This window comes from Amycolatopsis japonica (assembly GCF_000732925.1).
Classification (GTDB): Bacteria; Actinomycetota; Actinomycetes; order Mycobacteriales; family Pseudonocardiaceae; genus Amycolatopsis; species Amycolatopsis japonica.
Genome location: NZ_CP008953.1, coordinates 5,158,990 through 5,177,995 on the forward strand (window position 1 = coordinate 5,158,990; position 19,006 = coordinate 5,177,995).

Below are 19,006 nucleotides of genomic sequence, written 5' to 3' on the forward strand. Positions count from 1 at the left end.
CGACGCCGCCGTTCTGCGTCACCTGACACAAACGGCGAAACCGGTTGTACGTCTCTTGTACGACGGCTGTACGAGCCGGAAGGACTCTGACGACCCGTCACCCGGAACCGAATCCAGGACGGAGTCACTCCCGTGAAGATCTCCCGCGTCGCACAGGGTCTGTTCGCGGCCCTCGTCGCCACCGCGGCGGTCGGCGCAACCCCGGCCACCTCCCTCGCCACACCGGCCACCGGCGACCGGATTTCGGCCGCCGCCGTCGGGAACACGTTGGTGTACAAACAGAAAACAGAAGGTTACGACTGCTTCAGAATCCCCGCGATCGTCAAGGCGAACAACGGCGAGCTGCTCGCGTTCGCCGAAGGACGCAACGGCGGCGCCAGCTTCTGCAACGACAGTGGCGACATCGATCTCGTCGTGAAACGCTCCGCCGACAACGGCAAGACCTGGAGCGCCCCGAAGATCGTCATCGAAGGTTTCGGTGACACCAAAGGAAACCCGACCCCGATCGTGATCCCGTCCACCGGGCGGATCGTGCTGCTGTCGGTGATGGAATGCGTCAAGAACCCGGACTGCAACCGGATTCCGCGCGTCTCGATCAGCGACGACCACGGCAAGACGTGGACCGCGCCGAAGGTGCTCACCACACAACTCGGGTTCGACACCGCGCCGGGCTGGCTCGCGACCGGCCCGTCGCACGGCATCGTGCTGACGCGCGGCGCGCACGCCGGCCGGATCGTCGCCGGGATGAGTTACACCATCGACGGCAAGAACAGCGGCGCGCTCGTCTACAGCGACGACCAGGGTGTCACGTGGAAGCGCGGCGCCACGGACACCCCGGCGACGACGGCCGGGCTCAACCCGCAGGAGATCAGCGTCACCGAACTGCTCGACGGGCGCGTCTACGCCGCGGCGCGCAACCAGGCCAACAACGACAACAAATGCCTGAGTGGCGGCGCGAAGAACCGTGCCTACGCCATCAGTTCCGACGGCGGGGCGAGCTTCTCCACCAAGTTCACCTTCGAGGAGGACTTGATCACGCCGGTGGTGCAGGCCTCGACCGTGCGGATGACCGCGACCGACAAGGCGGGCAAGTACAACCGGATCCTGTTCGCCGCGCCGTCGGTCTGCGACCGCCGCAAGGAACTCGTCGTGCGGTCGTCGTTCGACGAGGGCGCGAACTGGCAGGGCAACTCCGCCGGAACCCTGGTGTGGAGCGGTGACGCCGCGTACTCCGACATGGTCCAGCTTTCGTCGGGCTCGGTCGGCGTGCTGTACGAGGCGGGCCCGGCGGGCAACGCCAACGAGACCATCCGCTTCTCGACCGTCACCGAGACGACCCTCGGCGCCCCGGTCTGCGGCGGCGGATACGGCGTGATCGACTCGGCGCCGCTCGGGACGGCCGGCACGGTTTACCTGTCCTACAACGCTTCCAACGGACAGAACTGTGTCAGCACGATGAAGGGTGAAGCGGCGGGCACCGCGACCGCGACGTCGGCCTATCTCGAGGTGTCGGGGTCGGCCCGGATCACCGACTCGGGCTCGTTCTCGTGGTTCGCCGGTCCGGTACGGGCGGCCGCGGCGGGCAAATGCGTGAAATGGGGCGGTTCCGCGGGCGGGATCAAGTACGACAGCCCGTCCGAACACTGCGGCTGAGCAGGGCGTCCGTGAAGGCCTCCTTGAGGGACTCTGGGTCCCTCAAGGAGGCCTTCACGGACCGAGGTCACGCGCGGCGCGTCACCCACCAGAGCCTCGCGCCCAGCAGCGCGGCGACCGCGGCCGCGGCGGTGAGCCACCAGAACGTCGCGCGGAAGGCCGCGTCCGCGCCCGCGGGCAACAGATTCGCCAGTACGACGGCGAACAAGGCCGTCCCGGCGGCACCGCCGACCCGGCTGACGATGTTGATCTGTGCGGCGGCGTCGGGCAACTGGTCCTTGGTGACGGCCGCGTATCCGGCCGTCGTCGCGGGCATCAGCAGGAAGGCCACGGCGATTCCCCTGGCCAGCAACAGGATCTGCACGACGACACCGTCCGGCGGGAAACCGCCGATGGCGAAGGGCACGGTGGTGGCGAGCGTCGCGACACTCCCCCAGGCGGCGACCAGGCCCGCGCCGTAGCGGTCGGTGAGCTTGCCGGAGATCGGCAACGCGATCGCCGAACCGAGCCCGAGCCCCATCAGCAGCAGCCCCGTCTCGACGACCCCGTTCCCGCCCAGCACCTGGAAGTACAGCGGCAGCAGGAAAAGCGCGCCGAACAACGCGGGCGCGGCGAAGAAGGACAACGCGACCGCCGCGGTGTAGACGCGGCCCCGGAACAACGTCAGGTCCATCACCGGGTTCTCCCGGCCCCACGACCGCCGGACGAACAACGCCAGCAGCACGACCCCGGCGACGAGCGGCACCAGCACTCCCGCGCCGAACTCCTCACCACCTTCACCCCAGGTGGTGAGCCCGTACAGCAGCGCCGGGATTCCCGCGCTCACCAGGACGAAGCCGAGCCAGTCGGGCCGGGTCGCCGCGCCCTTCGTACCGCGAGGCACCAAACGCAGCCCGAGTACCAGCGCGATCACGCCGACCGGGATGTTGATCAGGAACAGCCATTGCCAGGAGAGACCGCGCAGCAGGACCCCGCCGAGAACCGGGCCGAACGTCGGGCCGACGCTCATCACGATGCCCAGCGTCCCCATGACACGCCCGAGCCGGGCGGGACCGACCGCCTGGCCGAGCACCGTCTGCCCGGCGGGCAGGAGCAGACCGGCGGCGAGGCCCTGCAGGACCCGCAGCCCGATCAACCAGCCGACGTTCCCGGCGAGCGCGCACAGCACCGAAGCCACGGTGAACGCCGCCAGCGACACCAGCCAGACCCGGCCCGCGCCGAAGCGGCGGCTGAGCCAGCCGCACAACGGCAACGCGACCGCCAGCGCGACCAGGTACGCGGTGAAAACCCATTGCACGGAAGCGATTCCGGCGCCCAGCTCACGGGTGAGTGTCTCGGCCCCGACCGCGAGGACCGTGGTGTCCAGCATGGTCATGAACGCGCCGAGCACGATCACCCAGGCCATCCGCCAGGCCTCGGCCGGAACCTTGTCCTGCGGCGGGGCGGTGTCCGCCCGCCGTTCCAGCGAAACAGCCATCGGGATGTTCTCCTCACGTGCCCGGGGATCTTGACCCGGCTCACGCTAAGACCTCGACTTAAGTCAAGGTCAAGCGAAGAGCACCTCGATCACTTCGGCGGACGCAGCCGCGGGGAAAGCTTGGTGAGCGCCAATTCCTCCAGCCGGCTCGAGATCTCCGCGAGCCCGGCGTCGAACCGGTCCAGATCCACCCCCTTCTCGGACAGGTCTTCGCGAACGTGTTTCTCCACCTTCGCCCAATCGTTGCGGTACCGGGTGGCGAGTTCCTTCCACGGCACACCGGCCAGCCCGGCGGTGAGGCCGCCGTCGTAGGCGAGCACGCCGCGCTCCATCAGGTACGCGATGCCCGGGTAGCCGAGATATCCCTGCCAGTAGGACCCGTTGTCGTTGGCCGTGATCGATCCCGCGGCCGGATCGTGGCGGACGTCGTAGGTCTTGGCCTTGTCCGACGACGCGACGCGTGCCGTGTCACCGTCGATCTCGACCCGCCCGTCGGCCACCGCGCCGAGCGCCTCGTAGATCTTGATGACCGGGGACGGCTTCCATGCGGTGGCCAATTCAGTCCTCGAGCCTTTCGAGCAGGACGACGTCGACCGTGTCGCCCTCTTCCTTGCCGATCGCCTTGCGCAGGTCGGCCTTCACCGGCAGCTTGTGGGTGCCGTCCCCCAGCGCCATGAACGAACTCCGGAACGGATGCCCGTCGATCGTCCCGCGTACCTTGACCAGTCCCCTGGTGCCGAAGAACTCGGCGGAGCCGGGCATGGTCACGTACGTCCAGCCGCCCTTCTCCGGGCTCTTGAGCAGCTTCGCGGTGAACTGTGTTTCCTCCATGGATCAACCCTACGACAGGGCACCGACGAAAACAGACATTCAGAGGGTGACCCGGATGCGCACGCGGCGGCCGACGTCGCGGGCCCAGGCCCGGATCGACGGCCAGTCGCGGAAATCGCCCGCCCACGGGCCCGCCGCCATGATCTTCCAGCACAGCCCGCTCGCGGTGTCCGGGGTGAGCCTTCCGCCGAAGGTGGCCGTGCGTTCGGCGTCGATCCTCGCGGCCAGCAGGGCGACCCCGGCGGGCAGGCTCACCCGTTTGCCCGCGGCGAGCGGCCCGCACGGCCCGCTGTGGAACAACCAGACGGGGCGGTTCCGCAGCGCCTCCTCGTGCTCGGTGAGCAGGCGGACCGCCTCCGGGCGCCAGCGCCGGTGATACAGCGCGCTTCCCACGATCACCGCGCCGTACGGCTCGACGTCCTCGACTTCGGCCGCGTCCAGCAGATCGGCCGTCAGCCCGCCTTCCCGCAGCTCGGCGGCGATCACCTCGGCGATCTCCCTGGTCCCGCCGGATCGGCCGGCGTGGACGACGAGCACTGCGGTCATGTCCCCATTGTCCGCGCGGCCGCAACCCGTGCCACCGTTCAGCCCATCGACACGCCGCATTCGGCTCACCTCTTCACCCGTCGGGGCCCTACCCGGGAGGCAGGAACGCCGGCCTCGCGGCCGGATCGGGTTCGTCGTAGTAGCGGTGGAACACGGCGGTCTGGCCGCCGGACAGCGGAGGGACGATCCAGCTCCACTCGGCCTGGCAACGGCGTCCCGCGCGTTCCTCCTTGGCGATATGCGTGAGGAACCGCCGCGATTCGGTGTGGTGGTCGGCGACGGTCACGCCCGCCGCGTCGAAGGAGTGCTGCACGGCCAGCGTCAGTTCCACCAGCGCGCGGTCACGCCACAGGGTGCGTTCCGACTTCGTCGACAGGCCCATCAGATCGGCGATCACCGGCAGCAGGTCGTAGCGGTCGGCGTCGGCGAGGTTGCGCGCGCCGACCTCGGTGGCGAGGTACCAGCCGTTGAACGGCGCCGCAGGGTAGGTGAGCCCGCCGATGACCAGCCGCATGTTGCTGATCGCCGGTACCGCGTGCCAGCGCAGGCCGAGCCCGGCGAACCACCGGTGGTCGGGATGCGACAACGGGACCTCAAGTACCGAGTCCGGCGGCAGCCGGAACAGGCTCCGCTCCCCCTGCTCGGTCTCGATCAGGAGCGGGAGGACGTCGAAGGAACCCTTCCGTTCGGGCGGCCGCCAGCCGTGCTCCCGGACGGTCTCGGTGAAGTCGGCGTGGCGCGGGTCGCCCAGCACCGAGCCGTCGCCGAGGCGGTAGCCCGCGTACCGGACGAGCTGATCGTTGTGGATCTTCGGACCGGGCCCCGCCGGGCCGTCCGGCGCGAACACGGTGATGGTCGAGCGGATCCGGCCGCCCCGGGTAGCCTCTCGCAAATGGGTGGCACACTCGTCGGCGATGGCGGCGGCGCCCTCGACGTCGCGGCGGTCTCGCACCTTCAGCCCCTGCCAGTACAGCCTGCCGATGCACCGGGCGGAGTTCCGCCAGGCCACCCGGGCGCCGAATTCGAGCTCGGCCGTCGTGTGCCGGTAGGTGCCGGTCGCGTCGATCTCGGCACGGACCCGGTCGAGCCGGGCGTGAAGCCGCGCCTGCCCGCCGTCCGTTTCGGCATGGAAGAGCCGGAGGAACTCTTCGGCCTCCGCCACGTCCACGCTCCGTTCCCGCGGCCGCACCTCCGGAGGCAAGCGAGGGATATCCGTCACCCGCATGGACGCCGTCGCCACCTCGGCCTCCCACTCTCCGAATTCGACGCCGGCACCGGCGGCGGGAACGATCACCATTCCTCCTGCACTCGGAAATGCCCGGAGGCTCATGCCTGATCGGCGAGCTGGCCGGGTCCGGACCAGACGAAAGACGATACCCCACAGAAAGACGGCCACGATCCACCAAATGGCAGAAGCTTCGACCACGATGACATTTCGGCAGGTAGAAAGCTTGCCGACGACAATATTTGGAATTGAGTAAGACTTCGCGGGATATTCACCAAATTTCCTCGAACGAAACGATCACATGCATCCAAGATCACTTTATGATCGTCATTTATCACTCTTTCGAGCGTATTCGCTCCCTGACTCTTCTACTCTTTCCCCCTGCCGGTGTATTGACCCGCCTCCACCGTCGCTAGAGTGCGGGGAGCTCCGAGGAGAAAGGAAAATCGTGGTCGACAGGCGGATTCCGGTCATCCTGGTCGCGGGCTTCCTCGGCTCCGGCAAGACCACCCTGCTCAACCACCTGCTGGCCAACCGGCAGGGTGCGCGGATCGGGGTAGTGGTCAACGACTTCGGCAGCATCGCGGTCGACGCGATGGCCGTCTCCGGCCAGGTCGACACCATGATGTCGTTCGGCAACGGCTGCCTGTGCTGCGCCGTCGACGCGAGCGGCCTCGACGCCATGCTCGCGAAGCTTTCCGAGGCCGAGGCGGGGATCGACGTCATCGTGATCGAGGCCAGCGGGCTCGCCGAACCGCGTGACCTCATCCGCCTGATGATCGCCAGCGAGAACCCCGTCATCGCCTACGGCGGACTGGTCGAGCTCGTCGACGCCGCCGAGTTCGAGTCGACCAGGAAGCGGCACCCGGAACTGGACGAGCACCTCGGGTTCGCCGACCTGGTCGTCCTCAACAAGACCGACCGGGCCGACGAGGAGACCCTGGCCAAACTGCGCGGCACGATCGACGAGATCGCGCCCGGCACGCCGGTGATCGCGACCTCCCACGGCCGGATCGACCCCACCCTGTTCTTCGACGCCCGGCCGCGCGAACGGGCAGGCCAGATGTCGTTCGACGACCTCCGCGAGGAGGAGCACGACCACGAGCACCACTTCCACACCGCCTACGACAGCGTCGCCTTCACCACCGAACGCCCGCTGGACCCGCGACGGCTGATGGATTTCCTCGAACAGCGTCCTGGCGGGCTCTACCGGATCAAGGGTTTCCTCGACTTCGGCCCGAACGGCGCGCGGTCCCGCTTCGGCCTGCACACGGTGGGCTCGTTCATCCAGCTGGACCGGTCGGCGTGGCCATCCGGCCTCCCGCGTCGGAGCGAACTGGTGCTCATCGGATCGGGGATCGACACCGAGGCCGTCACCGCGCGCCTCGAAGCCTGTGTCGCGGACGATCCCGAGGTCGTCGACGAACGCGGCATGCTGCGCGTGCTGCGGTTCATTCAGGACTGAATCGGGTCGAGACACGCCGAAGGCCGAAATACCGGGAATCGCGGCGCGTCTCCTTGACACTGTTTTGCGGAAGGAATCTCGAGCTGGACCACCTGTATCGGGAGGACAGTTCCATGACGAACACCGCCGGACGCTGGTACCTGGTCGGCGCGCTGCCGGAGGACTCCCCCGCCGCGCATCTGATGACCCGCTCCGAAGACCTCCGGTACCGGCGTTCCGCCTGCGGGGACAAGGAATCCCGCCTGTGGACGCCGGTGGATCTCACCACCACCGACGTTGCCCCGTGCCCGCGCTGCGCCGCGACCCTGCCCGGTCACCGGTCCGGCCGGAAGGCCGAACCCGCCGTGAACACGCAACTCGCTTTCGACCTGCCACTCTGACCCGCGTTTCGTCCTCTGAATGCGATGGTTGCGCGCGCAAGGATCGCATTCAGAGGACTAAATGCCTTCTTTCTTCGCCCTGCTCGGCGCGACCCGGGGCGGCTCGTTCGGCATCTTCGGGTAGACGGGTGGCCAAGGCGCGTCCATGAGCCCGTTCGCCATGTCCTTCCTGGACATTTCCAGCAGCGGCTCGATCGACTGCGGTTCCGTTGCCGCCCAAGGGTCTCCGCGTTCGGCGAGACGGGCGGGCACAGTGGACAGAGTGAGCTTGTCCGGCTCGATGGTCTCCAGTTCGTCCCAGCCGATCGGCGTCGAGACCTGCCCGCCGACCCGCGGCCGCACACACCAGGCGCCGAACACCGTCTTGTGCGGCGCGTTCTGGTTGAAGTCGACGAACACGCGGGAACCGCGTTCTTCCTTCCACCACTGCGCCGTCATCTCGTCCGGGTGGCGGCGTTCGAGTTCGCGGGCGAGCGCGACGGCGGCCGCGCGGACCTCGTAGCCGTCCCATTTCGGTTCCAGCGGCACGTAGAGATGGAGACCGCGCGAACCCGAGGTCTTCAGCTGCGCCGTGATGCCCAGCTCTTCGAGCAACGCCTTCGTGAGGACGGCACCGTGCCGTAACTCGGGGAACCCGATCCCCGGCGACGGGTCGAGGTCGATGCGCAACTGGTCGCTGATGTCCGGCGTGTCGGCCCGGTTCGGCCAGACGTGGAAACCGAGGCAACCTTGGTTGACCGCCCAGATGAGGTGCGCGAGGTCCTTCGCCACGAGCGCGTCCGCGGTGGTCCCGTTCGGAGTGGACACCACCGTCGTGGTCAGCCAGCCGGGAGCGTTCTTCGGGACGCGCTTCTGGTACCACGATTTCCCGCCGGCCCCGTCGGGATAGCGCTCCAGCAACAGGGGCCTGCCGCCGAGCTGCGCCAGCAGCGGGACCGAGACCGCGCGGTAGTACTCGACGAGGTCCAATTTGGTCTCGCCGCGCTCCGGGAAGTAGACCTTGCCCGGATTGGACACCGTGAACTCGACGCCGTCGAGATCCAGCGTGACCGGCTCCGCTTTCATGTTTCCCCCAACTCCGTGAACAAGGTGGCCAGCTCCGCGGGCGGGACCTCTTCGAGCTGCGCGTACGTGCACGAAGCGGGCTCGCGGTCGGGACGGAAGCGCACGAGCCTCCCGCCATGACGGAACCGGGTGCCCTCGACGTGTTCGTAGCGGACCTCGGCGACCCATTCTATGCGGACCGGCTCCCAGCTCAGGTCCTTGTTCGGCGCCCACCGGCTGCCCGCCCCCGGCATCCGGCCGCCCGCTTCCTCATGAGCCGCGGCCCACTCGCGCCACGGATGGTCCTCCAGCGCGTTTTCCCGCAGCGGCGCGAGCTCGTCCACCAGCTCGCGGCGCCTCGCGGCGGTGAAACTGCTGGCCACGCCCACATGGTTCAGGACGCCGTCGTCGTCGTAGAGCCCGAGCAGCAGCGACCCGATCCCCACCCCGTCCTTGTGCCACCGGAATCCGGCGACGACGCAGTCCGCGGTGCGCTGGTGCTTGACCTTCCACATCACCCGCTTGTCCTGCTCGTACGGCGCGTCGGCGGGCTTGGCCATCACGCCGTCGAAGCCCGCGCCCTCGAAGCGGGTGAACCAGTCCTGCGCGACGTCGGGATCCTCGGACAGCGGGGTGAGGTGCACCCGGGCGAACTGCGTGTCGACCACGCTTTCGAGCAGCTTCCGCCGCTGCCCGAACGGTTCCGGTGTGAGATCCCGCTCGTCCAGGGCGAGCAGGTCGAACACGACGAAACTGGACGGCGTCTCCTCGGCCAGCATCTTCACCCGGGACGCCGCCGGATGCAGGCGCAGCTGGAGCGCCTCGAAATCGAGCCCGCCCTCGGTGACCAGCACGATCTCGCCGTCGACGACGCAGCGCTCGGGCAGCGCTTCCTTGAGCAGCTCGACCAGCTCGGGGAAGTACCTCGTCAGCGGCCTGTCGTTACGGGAGCCCAGCACGACCTCGTCACCGTCGCGGAAGACCACGCAGCGGAAGCCGTCCCACTTCGGCTCGTACAGCAGCCCAGGCGTGCGCGGCAGTTGGTGCACGGCCTTGGCCAGCATCGGCTTGACGGGCGGCATCACGGGCAGTTCCACGAGGCGATCCTAAGCCGCGCCACCGACAAAAGCGCGACGTCAGAGCTCGGCCAGGAGGAGCCCGCTGCGTGGTTTCGGCGTGAAATAGGTGGCCTTCCTCGGCATCCGCGCCCCGGCCGCGTGCACGGCGAGCACCTCCGCGTACGGGACCGGGGCCAGCAGCAGCACCGCGTCCGCGTCCTCGGGCACCGGCACGCCGGGCAGCAACGGGCGCACGTTCGGACCTTCCGGATCGACGCCGAGCGCCCCGCGGAGCAGCTCCAGTTCGACCACCGCGTGGTCGCCGCCCGCCTTGCCGAGCGACACCCGGAAGGCTGCCGTCCCCGCCACGACGGTCACCTCGCCCGCCTCGGACGGCGGATCCGCCGGGCCGGGGCGGACGTCGTACCCCGCCTCCGTCCAGCGCCGGACCAGGGTGTCCACGTCGAGACCGGTGCCGGCGAGCACCCGGTGGATGGGCCCGATCCGCAGCCCCGGCCCGCCGGTGACCAGCGCCAGCAACGCGCCGCGCCCGGAGGCCGCCGCTGCCGCGACGCGGTGGTTTCCGTCCGCGACCAGGAGATCCAGACCGTCCAGGGTCGCCAGCAGTTCGTCCTGGTCTTCGCCGGGGCCGGTGAGCCACAGTTCGTGCTTGCGGCCCGCGCCGTCCACTGTGGACAGGCTGGGGACCCGGCCGCGGCAGATCCGTTCGATCAGCGCGGTCAGCTCGCGGCCGCCGGTCGCGGGGACCAGCATCGCGGCGCTCGTCGCGACACCGAGCCCGGCGAGCATCGCGGCCCGTTCCTCGACGACGTCCGGATAGACGTCCTCAGTGTGCCGGACCCGGGTCACGCCGTCGTCGCGGACCGCGGCGGGATCGACGAGGCAGAGCACGCCGAGCGCGACGCCGTCCGGCCCGTCGATGCGATACGGCGCCACCACGGCGGAGACCGGGCGATAGTGCCGCTCCCGGATCCGCTCGAACGTCGCCCTGGCCTGCGGCAACGCCGCCTCGATCGCAAGCCCGCCCGCCAGCGCGGCCGGTGTTCTCGCCGGATGCTGGACCGCCAGCAGGCTGTCGCCGCGGGCCCCGGCGAGCGCGGCGGCCACCCGGTCCGGGTCGGCGAACTCGTCGACGTCGGGCCCCGGGACGGTGTCGCGGACTACCCAGCCACGGTCGATCGGGCGGATCCAGGTGCTCATCCGATCCATTTTGCGGGATAGCTCACGGAAAAAATCGGTCCCATGACCGGGTGTCTCCGTGGAATGCTTACCCATGCGAAGTAGTTGACGTCGTTCATGAGCCTGAGGAGACCGTCACAGATGACCACCCCGGCCCCGGTCACCGCGAAGGAAGGGGTCGGTTTCCGGTCCGAACGCGGTCCCGTCCTGATCGCCGTGATGCTGTGTTCCGGCCTGATCGCGCTGGACTCGACCATCATCGCCACGGCGGTCCCCTCGGTGGTCGCCGATCTGGGCGGGTTCTCGCAGTTCCCGTGGCTGTTCTCGATCTATCTGCTGACCCAGGCGGTCACCGTTCCGCTGTACGGCAAGTTCGCCGACGTGCTCGGCAGGCGTCCGGTGATGTTCTTCGGGATCGCGGCGTTCCTGCTGGGCTCGGTCCTCTGCGGCGCGGCCTGGAGCATGCCGGTGCTGATCGCCGCCCGCGCGGTGCAGGGCATCGGCGCGGGCGCCATCCAGCCGATCGCGCTGACCATGGTCGGCGACATGTACACCGTCGAGGAACGCGCCAGGGTGCAGGGCTATCTCGCCAGCGTGTGGGCCATCTCGTCGGTGGTCGGGCCGACGCTGGGCGGCGTGTTCGCCGAATACCTCGACTGGCGCTGGATCTTCTTCATCAACCTGCCGCTCGGCGCGCTGGCGGCGTGGATGCTGTTCCGGAACTTCCGCGAGCGCGTCGAACGCCGCTCGCACCGCATCGACTACCTCGGCGCCACGCTGCTCACCCTCGGCTGCTCGCTGCTGATCCTCGGCCTGCTGGAGGGCGGGGTCGCCTGGGGCTGGGCGTCCGCGCCGAGCCTGGGGATCTTCGCCGCCGCGGCGGTGCTGCTGGTGGCGTTCGTGTTCGTGGAGCGCAAGGCCGAAGAGCCCGTGCTGCCACTGTGGATCTTCACCAAACGGACCCTGATCGGCGGCAACCTGGTCGCCGTCGTCGTCGGCATGCTGCTGATGGGTCTGACGTCGTATCTGCCGACCTTCTCGCAGGGCGTCCTCGGCACCGGCGCGCTCGTCGCCGGATTCGCGCTGGCCGCGCTGACCGTCGGGTGGCCGATCTCGGCGTCGCTGGCGGGCCGGATCTACATGCGGATCGGGTTCCGGGACACCGCGCTGATCGGCAGTGGCGCGGTCATCGCGGGTGCGGCGCTCACGGTGTTCCTCGCGGCGGGTTCGTCGATCTGGCTGGCGGCCGCGGCCGCGTTCGTCCTCGGGCTGGGATTGGGGCTGGCGTCGAGCCCGACGCTGATCGCCGTGCAGTCCACCATCGGCTGGGAACGCCGCGGCGTCGTCACCGCGACCAACATGTTCAGCCGTTCGCTGGGCAGCGCGGTCGGGGTGGCGATCTTCGGCGCGATCGCGAACGCGACCCTCGCGAACCGCTTCGCCAACCCGCCGGCCGGGGTCACCGGCCTGCCGTCCGGCGTCGACGCGACCAGTGTCGTCCTGGAGGGCAACGGTCCGGAAACCGCGACGACGACGTTCGTGCGGGGCGCCCTCGCGGACGCCACGCATCACGTCTTCCTGGCGATGCTGGTGGTCGCCGTGCTCAGCGTCGGCGCGCTGCTGCTGATGCCGCGGCGGACCGAAGAACTGAAGTTCGACTAGGGCGTCGGTCCGATGGGTCGTGCCACGCCACCCCGCTCTTGCAGCAGTCCGTGAAGGCCTCCTTGAGGGACTCTGGGTCCCCCAAGGAGGCCTTCACGGACCGGTATTAATCGAGCTACGTCTGACCTGTGCGTGAGCGGGATTCGCTCCGTTCCAGACCGGTCGAGCGTTGTCTATGAAGGATTTGGGACGTTCACTGTCCCAAATCCTTCATCAACGACTCCAAGCGCGGAGAAGCTGGGCAAGCAAACCGAGTCCCTCAAGGAGGCCTTCACGGACCGGGGTCACGACCACGGTGACCCACTCAGTTCTGCAGCGGGACCGCGTGCTCGACGAAGTTCTCCACGAACCGCTCGATCGGCTCCGGCCCGGCCGGGTACAGCACGAACTTGCTCAGCCCGGCATCGATGTGCTCGGCGATCAGGTCGCGGGCGGCGCTCCAGCCGTCCGCGATCAGCCGCGCCGGATCCGCGCCGGACCGTGCCGCGACCAAAGCGGCGAGCGCGTCCGGGATCCCGTCCTCGGCGACGAGGAGACTGATCCCGAAGTGGTCGGCCTCGACTTCCCGGTCCGCCTCGGCGGCGGCCTCCTGGATCGCCTCGCGGCCTGCCCGGGCCTCTTCCGGAGTGAGAAAACTGGCCAGCCAGCCGTCGGCGAGCCTGCCGACCCGCCGCAGCGCGCCGGGCGCCTTCCCGCCGAGCCAGAGGTCGAGCCGTTTGAGCGGGGTGAGGCCGAGCCCCTTCCCCTCGACGCGGAAGAACTCGCCATCGAAGGTCACTTCCTCCTGTTCCAGCAAGGCCCTGATCAGCCGCAACGACTCGTCGAACACCGCGGCGCGGCGGCCTTGCGGCACCGGGAACAAGGGCAGTTCCGCGTCGCGCGCGGGCTTGAGGCCGAAGACCGGAAGCACCCTTTTCGGCGCGAGCGCGGCGAGGGAGGCGAGTTGTTTGGCGACCAGCACCGGATCGCGGCCGGGCAGCACCATCACCCCGGTGCCGACCTTCAGTTTCGTGGTGCGGGCGAGCGCGTGCGTCAACCCGACGACCGGATCGATCCTGGGCGAGTACACCGCCTCGGGCAGCCAGAGCGAGTCGACACCCGCCCGCTCCAGCAGATCGACCGCGGCGCCGAACTCCTCGGGCGCCGTCCCGGTCCCCAGCCCCGCACCGACCCTGATCTTCAGGTCCTCCGCCACATCCGCTCCCATCCGCCGAGCCCCGGTGTCCAGTGTTCCCAGCGTGAACAACCCCGCACAAGCATGGACTCATTCCGCGATTCCCCCGTACATTCCAGTGTCGTGCGGGTCGTTCCCGCGCGGATTGGGGGATTTTCGAATGGCAGGACAGGTTCTGAGCAGTTGGACGCGCTGCTTCCATCCGGCGCCGACGGCCGGGATGCGGCTCATCGCCTTCCCGCACGCCGGTGGGTCCGCCAGCGCGTACCGCTCGTTTTCGGCCGCTCTGTCACCCACCGTCGAGGTGCACACCGCCCAGTACCCCGGACGGCAGGACCGGATGGGCGAGCCGGTCGTCGACGACCTGCATGTCCTCGCCGAGCAACTGGTGGACGTCGTCGCCGCGTTCCCGAAACCCTTCGCCCTCTTCGGCCACAGCATGGGCGCCATCGCCGCGTTCGAGGTCGCGCGGCGGCTCGAAGCGCGCGGCATCGTGCCGGCGGCGTTGTTCGTCTCGGCCCGCCGCGGCCCGGACATCCAGAAGGAGAACGCGCACCACCTCGCCGACGACGACACCTTCCTCAACGAGGTCAGCCGTCTCGGTGGCACGGACCCCACGATCTTCGACGACCCGGACATCCGCGCGCTCGCGTTGCCCGCGCTGCGCGGCGACTACAAGGCCGTCGAGACCTATCGGTACCGGCCCGGCCCCGACGTGAGCTGCCCGATCGTGGCGCTCGCGGGCGACGCCGACCCGGTCCTGGAAGTGCCGGACACCGAGAACTGGGCCGAACACACCAGCGGCTCCTTCGAGCTGGAAGTGTTCCCGGGCGGGCATTTCTTCCTCGACGACAACCTGGACGCCGTCGCCGCGCGCATTCTCGGCAAGCTGACCGTCAGTCCCTGAGACCTTCCCTGCTCGCCCACGCGACGACCTCGGTCCGGTTCGCCAGACCCAGTTTCGCCAGGATGCTCCGGACGTGGCTTTCCACCGTACGTTCGGAAAGCACCAGTTTCTCGGCGATCCGGCGGTTGCTCAGCGCGTCGGCGAGCAGGGCGACGATCTCGCGTTCCCGCCCGGTGAGCGGGTCCGCGGCGCGGCGTTCGGCGCGGACCCGCTCGAGCAATGCCGCGGCCCGCGTGAGCGGTCCCGGCATGGCCAGCCGCCGGAACTCGTCGAGGGCGTCGCGCGCGATCCCTTGCGCACGAACGAAATCGCCCCTGGCGACGAGGACTTCGGCGAGCAGCAACCGTGCCTGAGCAACACCGGGCCGCGCGCCGATGCCTTCGTTGATCGCGATGACCTGCTCGAACAGCCTCGCCGCCTCGTCGTGGCGGCCCAGTAAGGCGTTGAGCCGGGCGGGGTGCTCCAGGCTCGATCCGGTACAGAACACACCCGCGCCACCGGACACGGTCGGCCGCACCTCTTCGAGGCGCCCCAACAGGTATTCCGCCATCTCGACGTCTCGAAAGGCCTCGACCAGCGGCACGAGATTGGGCAGCGCGCCGGTGGCGTGCAGCGCGAACTCCGGACTCCGCACCAGCGGGACCAGCTGTTCGTACCGGACCCTCGCCTCGTCGAGGTCGCCCGCGAGCAGGCTCAGCAACGGGCGTGAGACCAAGGTGACCGGCAGATGCGGCGCCCGGTCCAGCAGACCCGCGTAGCCCTTTCGCAGGTCACCGGGATCACCTGTGAGCAGCACGAGCTGGGTGCGGAACGCGTAGGACATCCCTTTCGCGGAGAAGTCGTCCGCGAGTTCGGTGTCCGCCAGTTCCTCCGCCGCGAGATCGAGCTCGCGCGCCTCGGCCAGGTCTCCGCGCAACGCCAGCACCGAACTGCGCAGCCGCAGGTCGTGCCAGCGCACCAGCGGCAGCCTCGTCAGCCGCGCCAGCGTGGTCACCGCGACGAGTTCGTCGTCGACGAGCGCCATCCGCCCGTCCGCCAAGGCCGCGTCGATCCGCCATTTGTGGCCCCACAAGGAAACCAGAGGCTGCCGGGTACGCGAGCCCAGGTCGGCCGCCAGCGCGCCGAGCCGCAGCCGTTCGGACAGCGGCAGCTTGTCCGGAGCGACCTTCATCCGGGCTCGGACGGCGTCGACCAGCGCCTCCGGATCGCCCGCTTCGTCGGCGAGCGCGAAGGCTTCGTCGGCGAGCTTTTCCGCATCGGCGAACCGGCCGTAATCGGCTTCCACCGAGGCGCTGTGCGCCAGCAGGCGTGCCCGCGTCGTCCGGTCGACCCCTTCGGCCGCGAGCGCGCGGACGGCGAGGTCGCGAATACCGGGCAGAAGATCCGGCGCCGCGACGTCGCGGACCACCAGCGCCGCGCGGGCGATCAGCCCGGCGTCGGCGGCGAGCCGGGCATGGTCGAGACTTCGCGCGAACCTGCCCGTCCGGTATTCGGCGACGGCGAGGTCGAGCAGCAGCCCGGCACGGTCCACTTCGGACAGTCCGGCCTTCGCGCGGGCGTCGAGCGCCATCGCGAGGAAACGCGCCGCTTCGTCGAAGGCCAGTGCCCGGTTCGCTTCCGCGGCCGCGAGCGCCGCCCACTCCGCCGTCTTCGCCGGCGCGGTCGCCGAACGCAGCCAATGCCCGGCGACCGTCCCGGCGAGCGAGGGTTCATGCCGGGCGTGTCCTTCGAGCGCGGCCGCGGCGCGACCGTGCGACGTTTCCCGTTCGGCTTGGCCGAGATCCGCGTAGATCCCGTCGCGGACGACGGCGTGCGCGAACCGGCCGGAACCCAGCACCCCGGCCTTTTCGGCCTGATCGAGCCCATCGGCGACCTCGCCGGCCGACAGGCCGGACACCTCCGCGAGCAAGGCGGCGTCGACGTCCTCGCCGAGCACCGCCGCGATGGCGAGCAGCCGCCGTACTTCCGGCTCGAGGGAGGCCACCGCGGTCCGCACGAGGTGGCCGAGTTCCGCTCCACCGGCCGAACGCGCGATCGCGCCGAGATAGAGCGGATTCCCGCCGGAGCGGCGATAGGCCTCGCGTACGTCCTCTTCGGTCAGTCCGGTGAGCAGCGCCCGCGCGTCGGACTCGGCCAAGGGCGGCAGCGTGATGCTCCGCGCGCCAGGACGGCGGAGGAGATCCGGCAGGGCCGCGTCCAGCGCGGGAGTGTGCCCGGTGTCCCGGTGCGTCGCGACCACGGCCAGCTTCGAGCGCCGTAACTCCCCCGCCAGATGGCGCAACAGCCGCAACGACGCCTCATCGGCCCAGTGCAGATCTTCGAGGACGACGACCAGGCCCGCCGGTTCCGCCGCGGCCACCAGCGCGTCCGCCGCGGCGGCCACCAGCCGGAACCGCGCCGCCTGGACGTCGCCGGCGCCCTCGGTCTCGGCGAAAGCGGTCTTCACGGCCGAATCGACCGACGGCAGCGCCTCGCCGACGCGGCGCCACGGCCACAGCGGCGGCGCACCCGGATCGTCGGCGCACCGGCCCCACACGACGCCGGACGCGGCGGCCGTCGCCTCCTCGACCAGCCGGGTCTTGCCGATCCCGGGTGGACCGGAGACGAGCACGAGCCCACCCGAGCCCGCGGCGGCGTCGGCGAGTCTGCCGCGCAGGCTCGCCAGTTCGCCCTCCCGGCCCACGAACGGTTCCCGGTTCACGCAAGGAGTATCGCTCTCCGGGCCCGATTCCGTACCGCCCTGCGTACTGGCACTGATGTCCGGCGGCCGCCGGGAGCGCAGAGTCGGCACGTCCGACGGGAAAGGAAAGCCCATGTACGCCACCGTCCACCAGTTCCGGCGTTCGCACGCCGACGAGTCCGCGGGCTGGGGCCACGCCCTCGCCGCCGAACTCCATCCCGGCACCGGGTCGCCGGGCACCTGCACCCTCGCCCAGGTCGGCGGCCTGACCGGACTCGTCGTCGCGTTGTGGCGCGACCGCGGGTCAGCGCTCGCCGCCGCCGACCGCCGTGCCGCCCATGTCTTCGACGCCCGTGTCTACGCGGTCGCCGACGTCGAAGGCGGCGCGGCCGAGCCCAGGATCGCGCAGGCGACCTGGTTCGACCGGCCGCTCACCCAGGAACAGGCCGACGCCGCCGAGTTCGGCGGACGCGAGCGGATCTGGCCCGCCGTGCGGGGGCTCGACGGGGTCGGCGGCTTCTACGTCCTGACCGCCGAAGACCGGTCCAGCCTCATTCTCGGCTTCACCGAGTCGATCGAGGCGATGGAGGCGGTCCAGAAGACGATCATGGCGACGGAGTTGCTGCCCGGCGAGGATCCCGCGCTGCTGCCGGGCCCGGACCGGGTCGACGTCCACCGCGTGCTCCACACGTCACTGCCCTCGCTCGGCCTGGTGGGTGAGCCGCGATGACCGCCGGGACGTCCGCGCGGGTCGGCACCTGGACGGTGCTCGCCGACCGGACCTCGGCCACGTTCACCGTCCGGAACTTCGGGTTCCGCGTGGTCCACGGCTCGATCCCGGTCAGCCTGGGCTCGGTGCGGGTCTCCGCCGACGGCGTCGTCGTCGAAGCGGCACTGGACCTCGACAAGATCGACACCGGCAACGCCAAACGCGATGCCGACCTGCGTAAACCCGGTCTGCTGGCGATCGACGCTCAGCCTGTGCTGACCTTCGCGGCGGACCGGGCCGACGAGGGCCCGGACGGATGGACGGTCGAGGGCACGCTCGGCGCGCGCGGCGAGTCCTGCCCCCTCACGGTGACCGCGACCGGGCCGGAGGACAACGGCGACGGCACCTGGCGGGTGCTCGCCGGTGCCGTCTTCGACCGGCGGGCGATCGGTCTCCGCGCGCCGAGATTCCTGATCGGCCGGGAGATCACGATCGCGCTCGACGTGGTCCTCGCCCCACCTGGGTGATCAGGCCCAGGCGGCGAGCTCCTTGGCGAGCGACGAAGGTCCGGCGGCGGTGCGCAACGCCGGCGGACCGGGCCAGCAGTCCTGGTGGTCGCCGGTCCGCAGGGTCTCGGCGAACCTGGCGACCAGACGCGGATGCGACGCCACCGTGCGGCCGCCGAGATAGGCGACGACGACGTGGTGATCGTCGTCCGAATGCGTCGCCACGGCTGCCGACCAGCCGTGCTCCTCGTGCCACATCAGGTCGACGTCGCGCTCGGGGAAGCCGGGGAGGCGCCAGTTGAGCCTCAGCTGGGCGGTGACCGGACCGGTGAGGTCGACCGTGCCCGAATCCCGCCGTATCCCCAGTGCCGCGGCCACGTCCTCCAGGTAGGCGTTCAGCCTGGTCATGAGCTCCAGACCTGCTTCCGTGGGCGCGGGGGTCGAGGTGGTCACGGTCCCTCATCTTCCTGTCACTTTGACTTGGCGTGA

Annotated in this window: 18 protein-coding genes; 7 read left to right on the plus strand and 11 right to left on the minus strand. The window is 69.9% G+C overall.

The features are described from left to right. Positions 1–132: 132 nt before the first annotated feature. Positions 133–1,653 (plus strand): sialidase family protein, encoded by a 1,521-nt coding sequence (locus tag AJAP_RS23730; RefSeq protein WP_038515313.1) that lies wholly within the window; start codon positions 133–135, stop codon positions 1,651–1,653. Positions 1,654–1,720: 67 nt separating this feature from the next. Here the strand turns inward: AJAP_RS23730 and AJAP_RS23735 are convergent, their stop codons facing one another. From AJAP_RS23735 to AJAP_RS23755, 5 genes are all read right to left on the minus strand, one after another. Next, a complete protein-coding gene (locus tag AJAP_RS23735; protein WP_084098310.1) occupies positions 1,721–3,130 on the minus strand; it encodes a DHA2 family efflux MFS transporter permease subunit in 1,410 nt (469 codons plus the stop codon). A gap of 89 nt (positions 3,131–3,219) precedes the next feature. After that, entirely contained in the window at positions 3,220–3,687 is a 468-nt protein-coding gene (locus AJAP_RS23740) for a hypothetical protein (protein WP_038515314.1), read from the minus strand. 1 nt (position 3,688) lies between these two features. After that, positions 3,689–3,961 (minus strand): DUF1905 domain-containing protein, encoded by a 273-nt coding sequence (locus AJAP_RS23745; protein WP_038515315.1) that lies wholly within the window; start codon positions 3,959–3,961, stop codon positions 3,689–3,691. 39 nt (positions 3,962–4,000) lie between these two features. Continuing rightward, complete coding sequence (locus tag AJAP_RS23750; RefSeq protein ID WP_038515316.1) at positions 4,001–4,507, minus strand: flavodoxin domain-containing protein; 507 nt, start codon at positions 4,505–4,507, stop codon at positions 4,001–4,003. Positions 4,508–4,595: 88 nt separating this feature from the next. Further along, entirely contained in the window at positions 4,596–5,804 is a 1,209-nt protein-coding gene (locus AJAP_RS23755) for a nitric oxide synthase oxygenase (RefSeq protein WP_038515317.1), read from the minus strand. A 376-nt stretch (positions 5,805–6,180) separates the two neighbouring features. Between AJAP_RS23755 and AJAP_RS23760 the strand changes: the two genes are divergently transcribed. Beyond that, positions 6,181–7,197, plus strand: a complete 1,017-nt coding sequence (locus AJAP_RS23760; RefSeq protein WP_038515318.1) for a CobW family GTP-binding protein — start codon at positions 6,181–6,183, stop codon at positions 7,195–7,197. A gap of 113 nt (positions 7,198–7,310) precedes the next feature. Beyond that, positions 7,311–7,577 carry a hypothetical protein gene (locus AJAP_RS23765; RefSeq protein WP_038515319.1) on the plus strand — a complete coding sequence of 89 codons (267 nt, stop codon included), beginning with the start codon at positions 7,311–7,313 and terminating at the stop codon, positions 7,575–7,577. Positions 7,578–7,634: 57 nt separating this feature from the next. Here the strand turns inward: AJAP_RS23765 and ligD are convergent, their stop codons facing one another. From ligD to AJAP_RS23780, 3 genes are read right to left on the minus strand one after another with little or no spacing between them, the layout of a single operon-like run. Further along, the gene (gene ligD / locus AJAP_RS23770; RefSeq protein ID WP_038515320.1) at positions 7,635–8,642 is read right to left on the minus strand and encodes a non-homologous end-joining DNA ligase; all 1,008 of its coding nucleotides are present in this window, start codon (positions 8,640–8,642) and stop codon (positions 7,635–7,637) included. Continuing rightward, positions 8,639–9,718: an ATP-dependent DNA ligase gene (locus AJAP_RS23775; RefSeq protein WP_179948469.1), complete on the minus strand. Its 1,080-nt coding sequence runs from the start codon at positions 9,716–9,718 to the stop codon at positions 8,639–8,641. Before AJAP_RS23775 ends, ligD begins: the two co-directional genes overlap by 4 nt. Before the next feature lie 39 nt (positions 9,719–9,757). Further along, positions 9,758–10,909, minus strand: a complete 1,152-nt coding sequence (locus tag AJAP_RS23780; protein WP_084098313.1) for a DUF1015 family protein — start codon at positions 10,907–10,909, stop codon at positions 9,758–9,760. 111 nt (positions 10,910–11,020) lie between these two features. On the opposite strand from AJAP_RS23780, the gene AJAP_RS23785 reads away from it, so the two are divergent. After that, a complete protein-coding gene (locus AJAP_RS23785; protein WP_038515321.1) occupies positions 11,021–12,541 on the plus strand; it encodes an MDR family MFS transporter in 1,521 nt (506 codons plus the stop codon). Between the two features lie 304 nt (positions 12,542–12,845). On the opposite strand, the gene AJAP_RS23790 is transcribed toward AJAP_RS23785, so the two are convergent. Further along, positions 12,846–13,736 carry a TIGR03854 family LLM class F420-dependent oxidoreductase gene (locus AJAP_RS23790; RefSeq protein WP_084098315.1) on the minus strand — a complete coding sequence of 297 codons (891 nt, stop codon included), beginning with the start codon at positions 13,734–13,736 and terminating at the stop codon, positions 12,846–12,848. A gap of 139 nt (positions 13,737–13,875) precedes the next feature. Here AJAP_RS23790 and AJAP_RS23795 point away from each other — a divergent pair, with 139 nt between their 5' ends. Beyond that, the gene (locus tag AJAP_RS23795; protein WP_193786320.1) at positions 13,876–14,622 is read left to right on the plus strand and encodes a thioesterase II family protein; all 747 of its coding nucleotides are present in this window, start codon (positions 13,876–13,878) and stop codon (positions 14,620–14,622) included. Here the strand turns inward: AJAP_RS23795 and AJAP_RS23800 are convergent. Continuing rightward, positions 14,612–17,323 carry a helix-turn-helix transcriptional regulator gene (locus tag AJAP_RS23800; protein ID WP_038515325.1) on the minus strand — a complete coding sequence of 904 codons (2,712 nt, stop codon included), beginning with the start codon at positions 17,321–17,323 and terminating at the stop codon, positions 14,612–14,614. The genes AJAP_RS23795 and AJAP_RS23800 overlap by 11 nt on opposite strands. Positions 17,324–17,435: 112 nt before the next feature. On the opposite strand from AJAP_RS23800, the gene AJAP_RS44625 reads away from it, so the two are divergent. Together AJAP_RS44625 and AJAP_RS23810 are read left to right on the plus strand one after the other, a co-directional pair. Further along, entirely contained in the window at positions 17,436–18,032 is a 597-nt protein-coding gene (locus tag AJAP_RS44625) for a hypothetical protein (protein ID WP_038515327.1), read from the plus strand. Beyond that, positions 18,029–18,538, plus strand: coding sequence for a YceI family protein (locus AJAP_RS23810; protein WP_038515330.1), 510 nt, complete (start codon positions 18,029–18,031; stop codon positions 18,536–18,538). The genes AJAP_RS44625 and AJAP_RS23810 overlap by 4 nt, the downstream gene beginning before the upstream one ends. Here AJAP_RS23810 and AJAP_RS23815 read toward each other — a convergent pair whose 3' ends face one another. After that, positions 18,539–18,970 carry a DUF6292 family protein gene (locus tag AJAP_RS23815; protein ID WP_038515331.1) on the minus strand — a complete coding sequence of 144 codons (432 nt, stop codon included), beginning with the start codon at positions 18,968–18,970 and terminating at the stop codon, positions 18,539–18,541. Positions 18,971–19,006 lie beyond the last annotated feature (36 nt).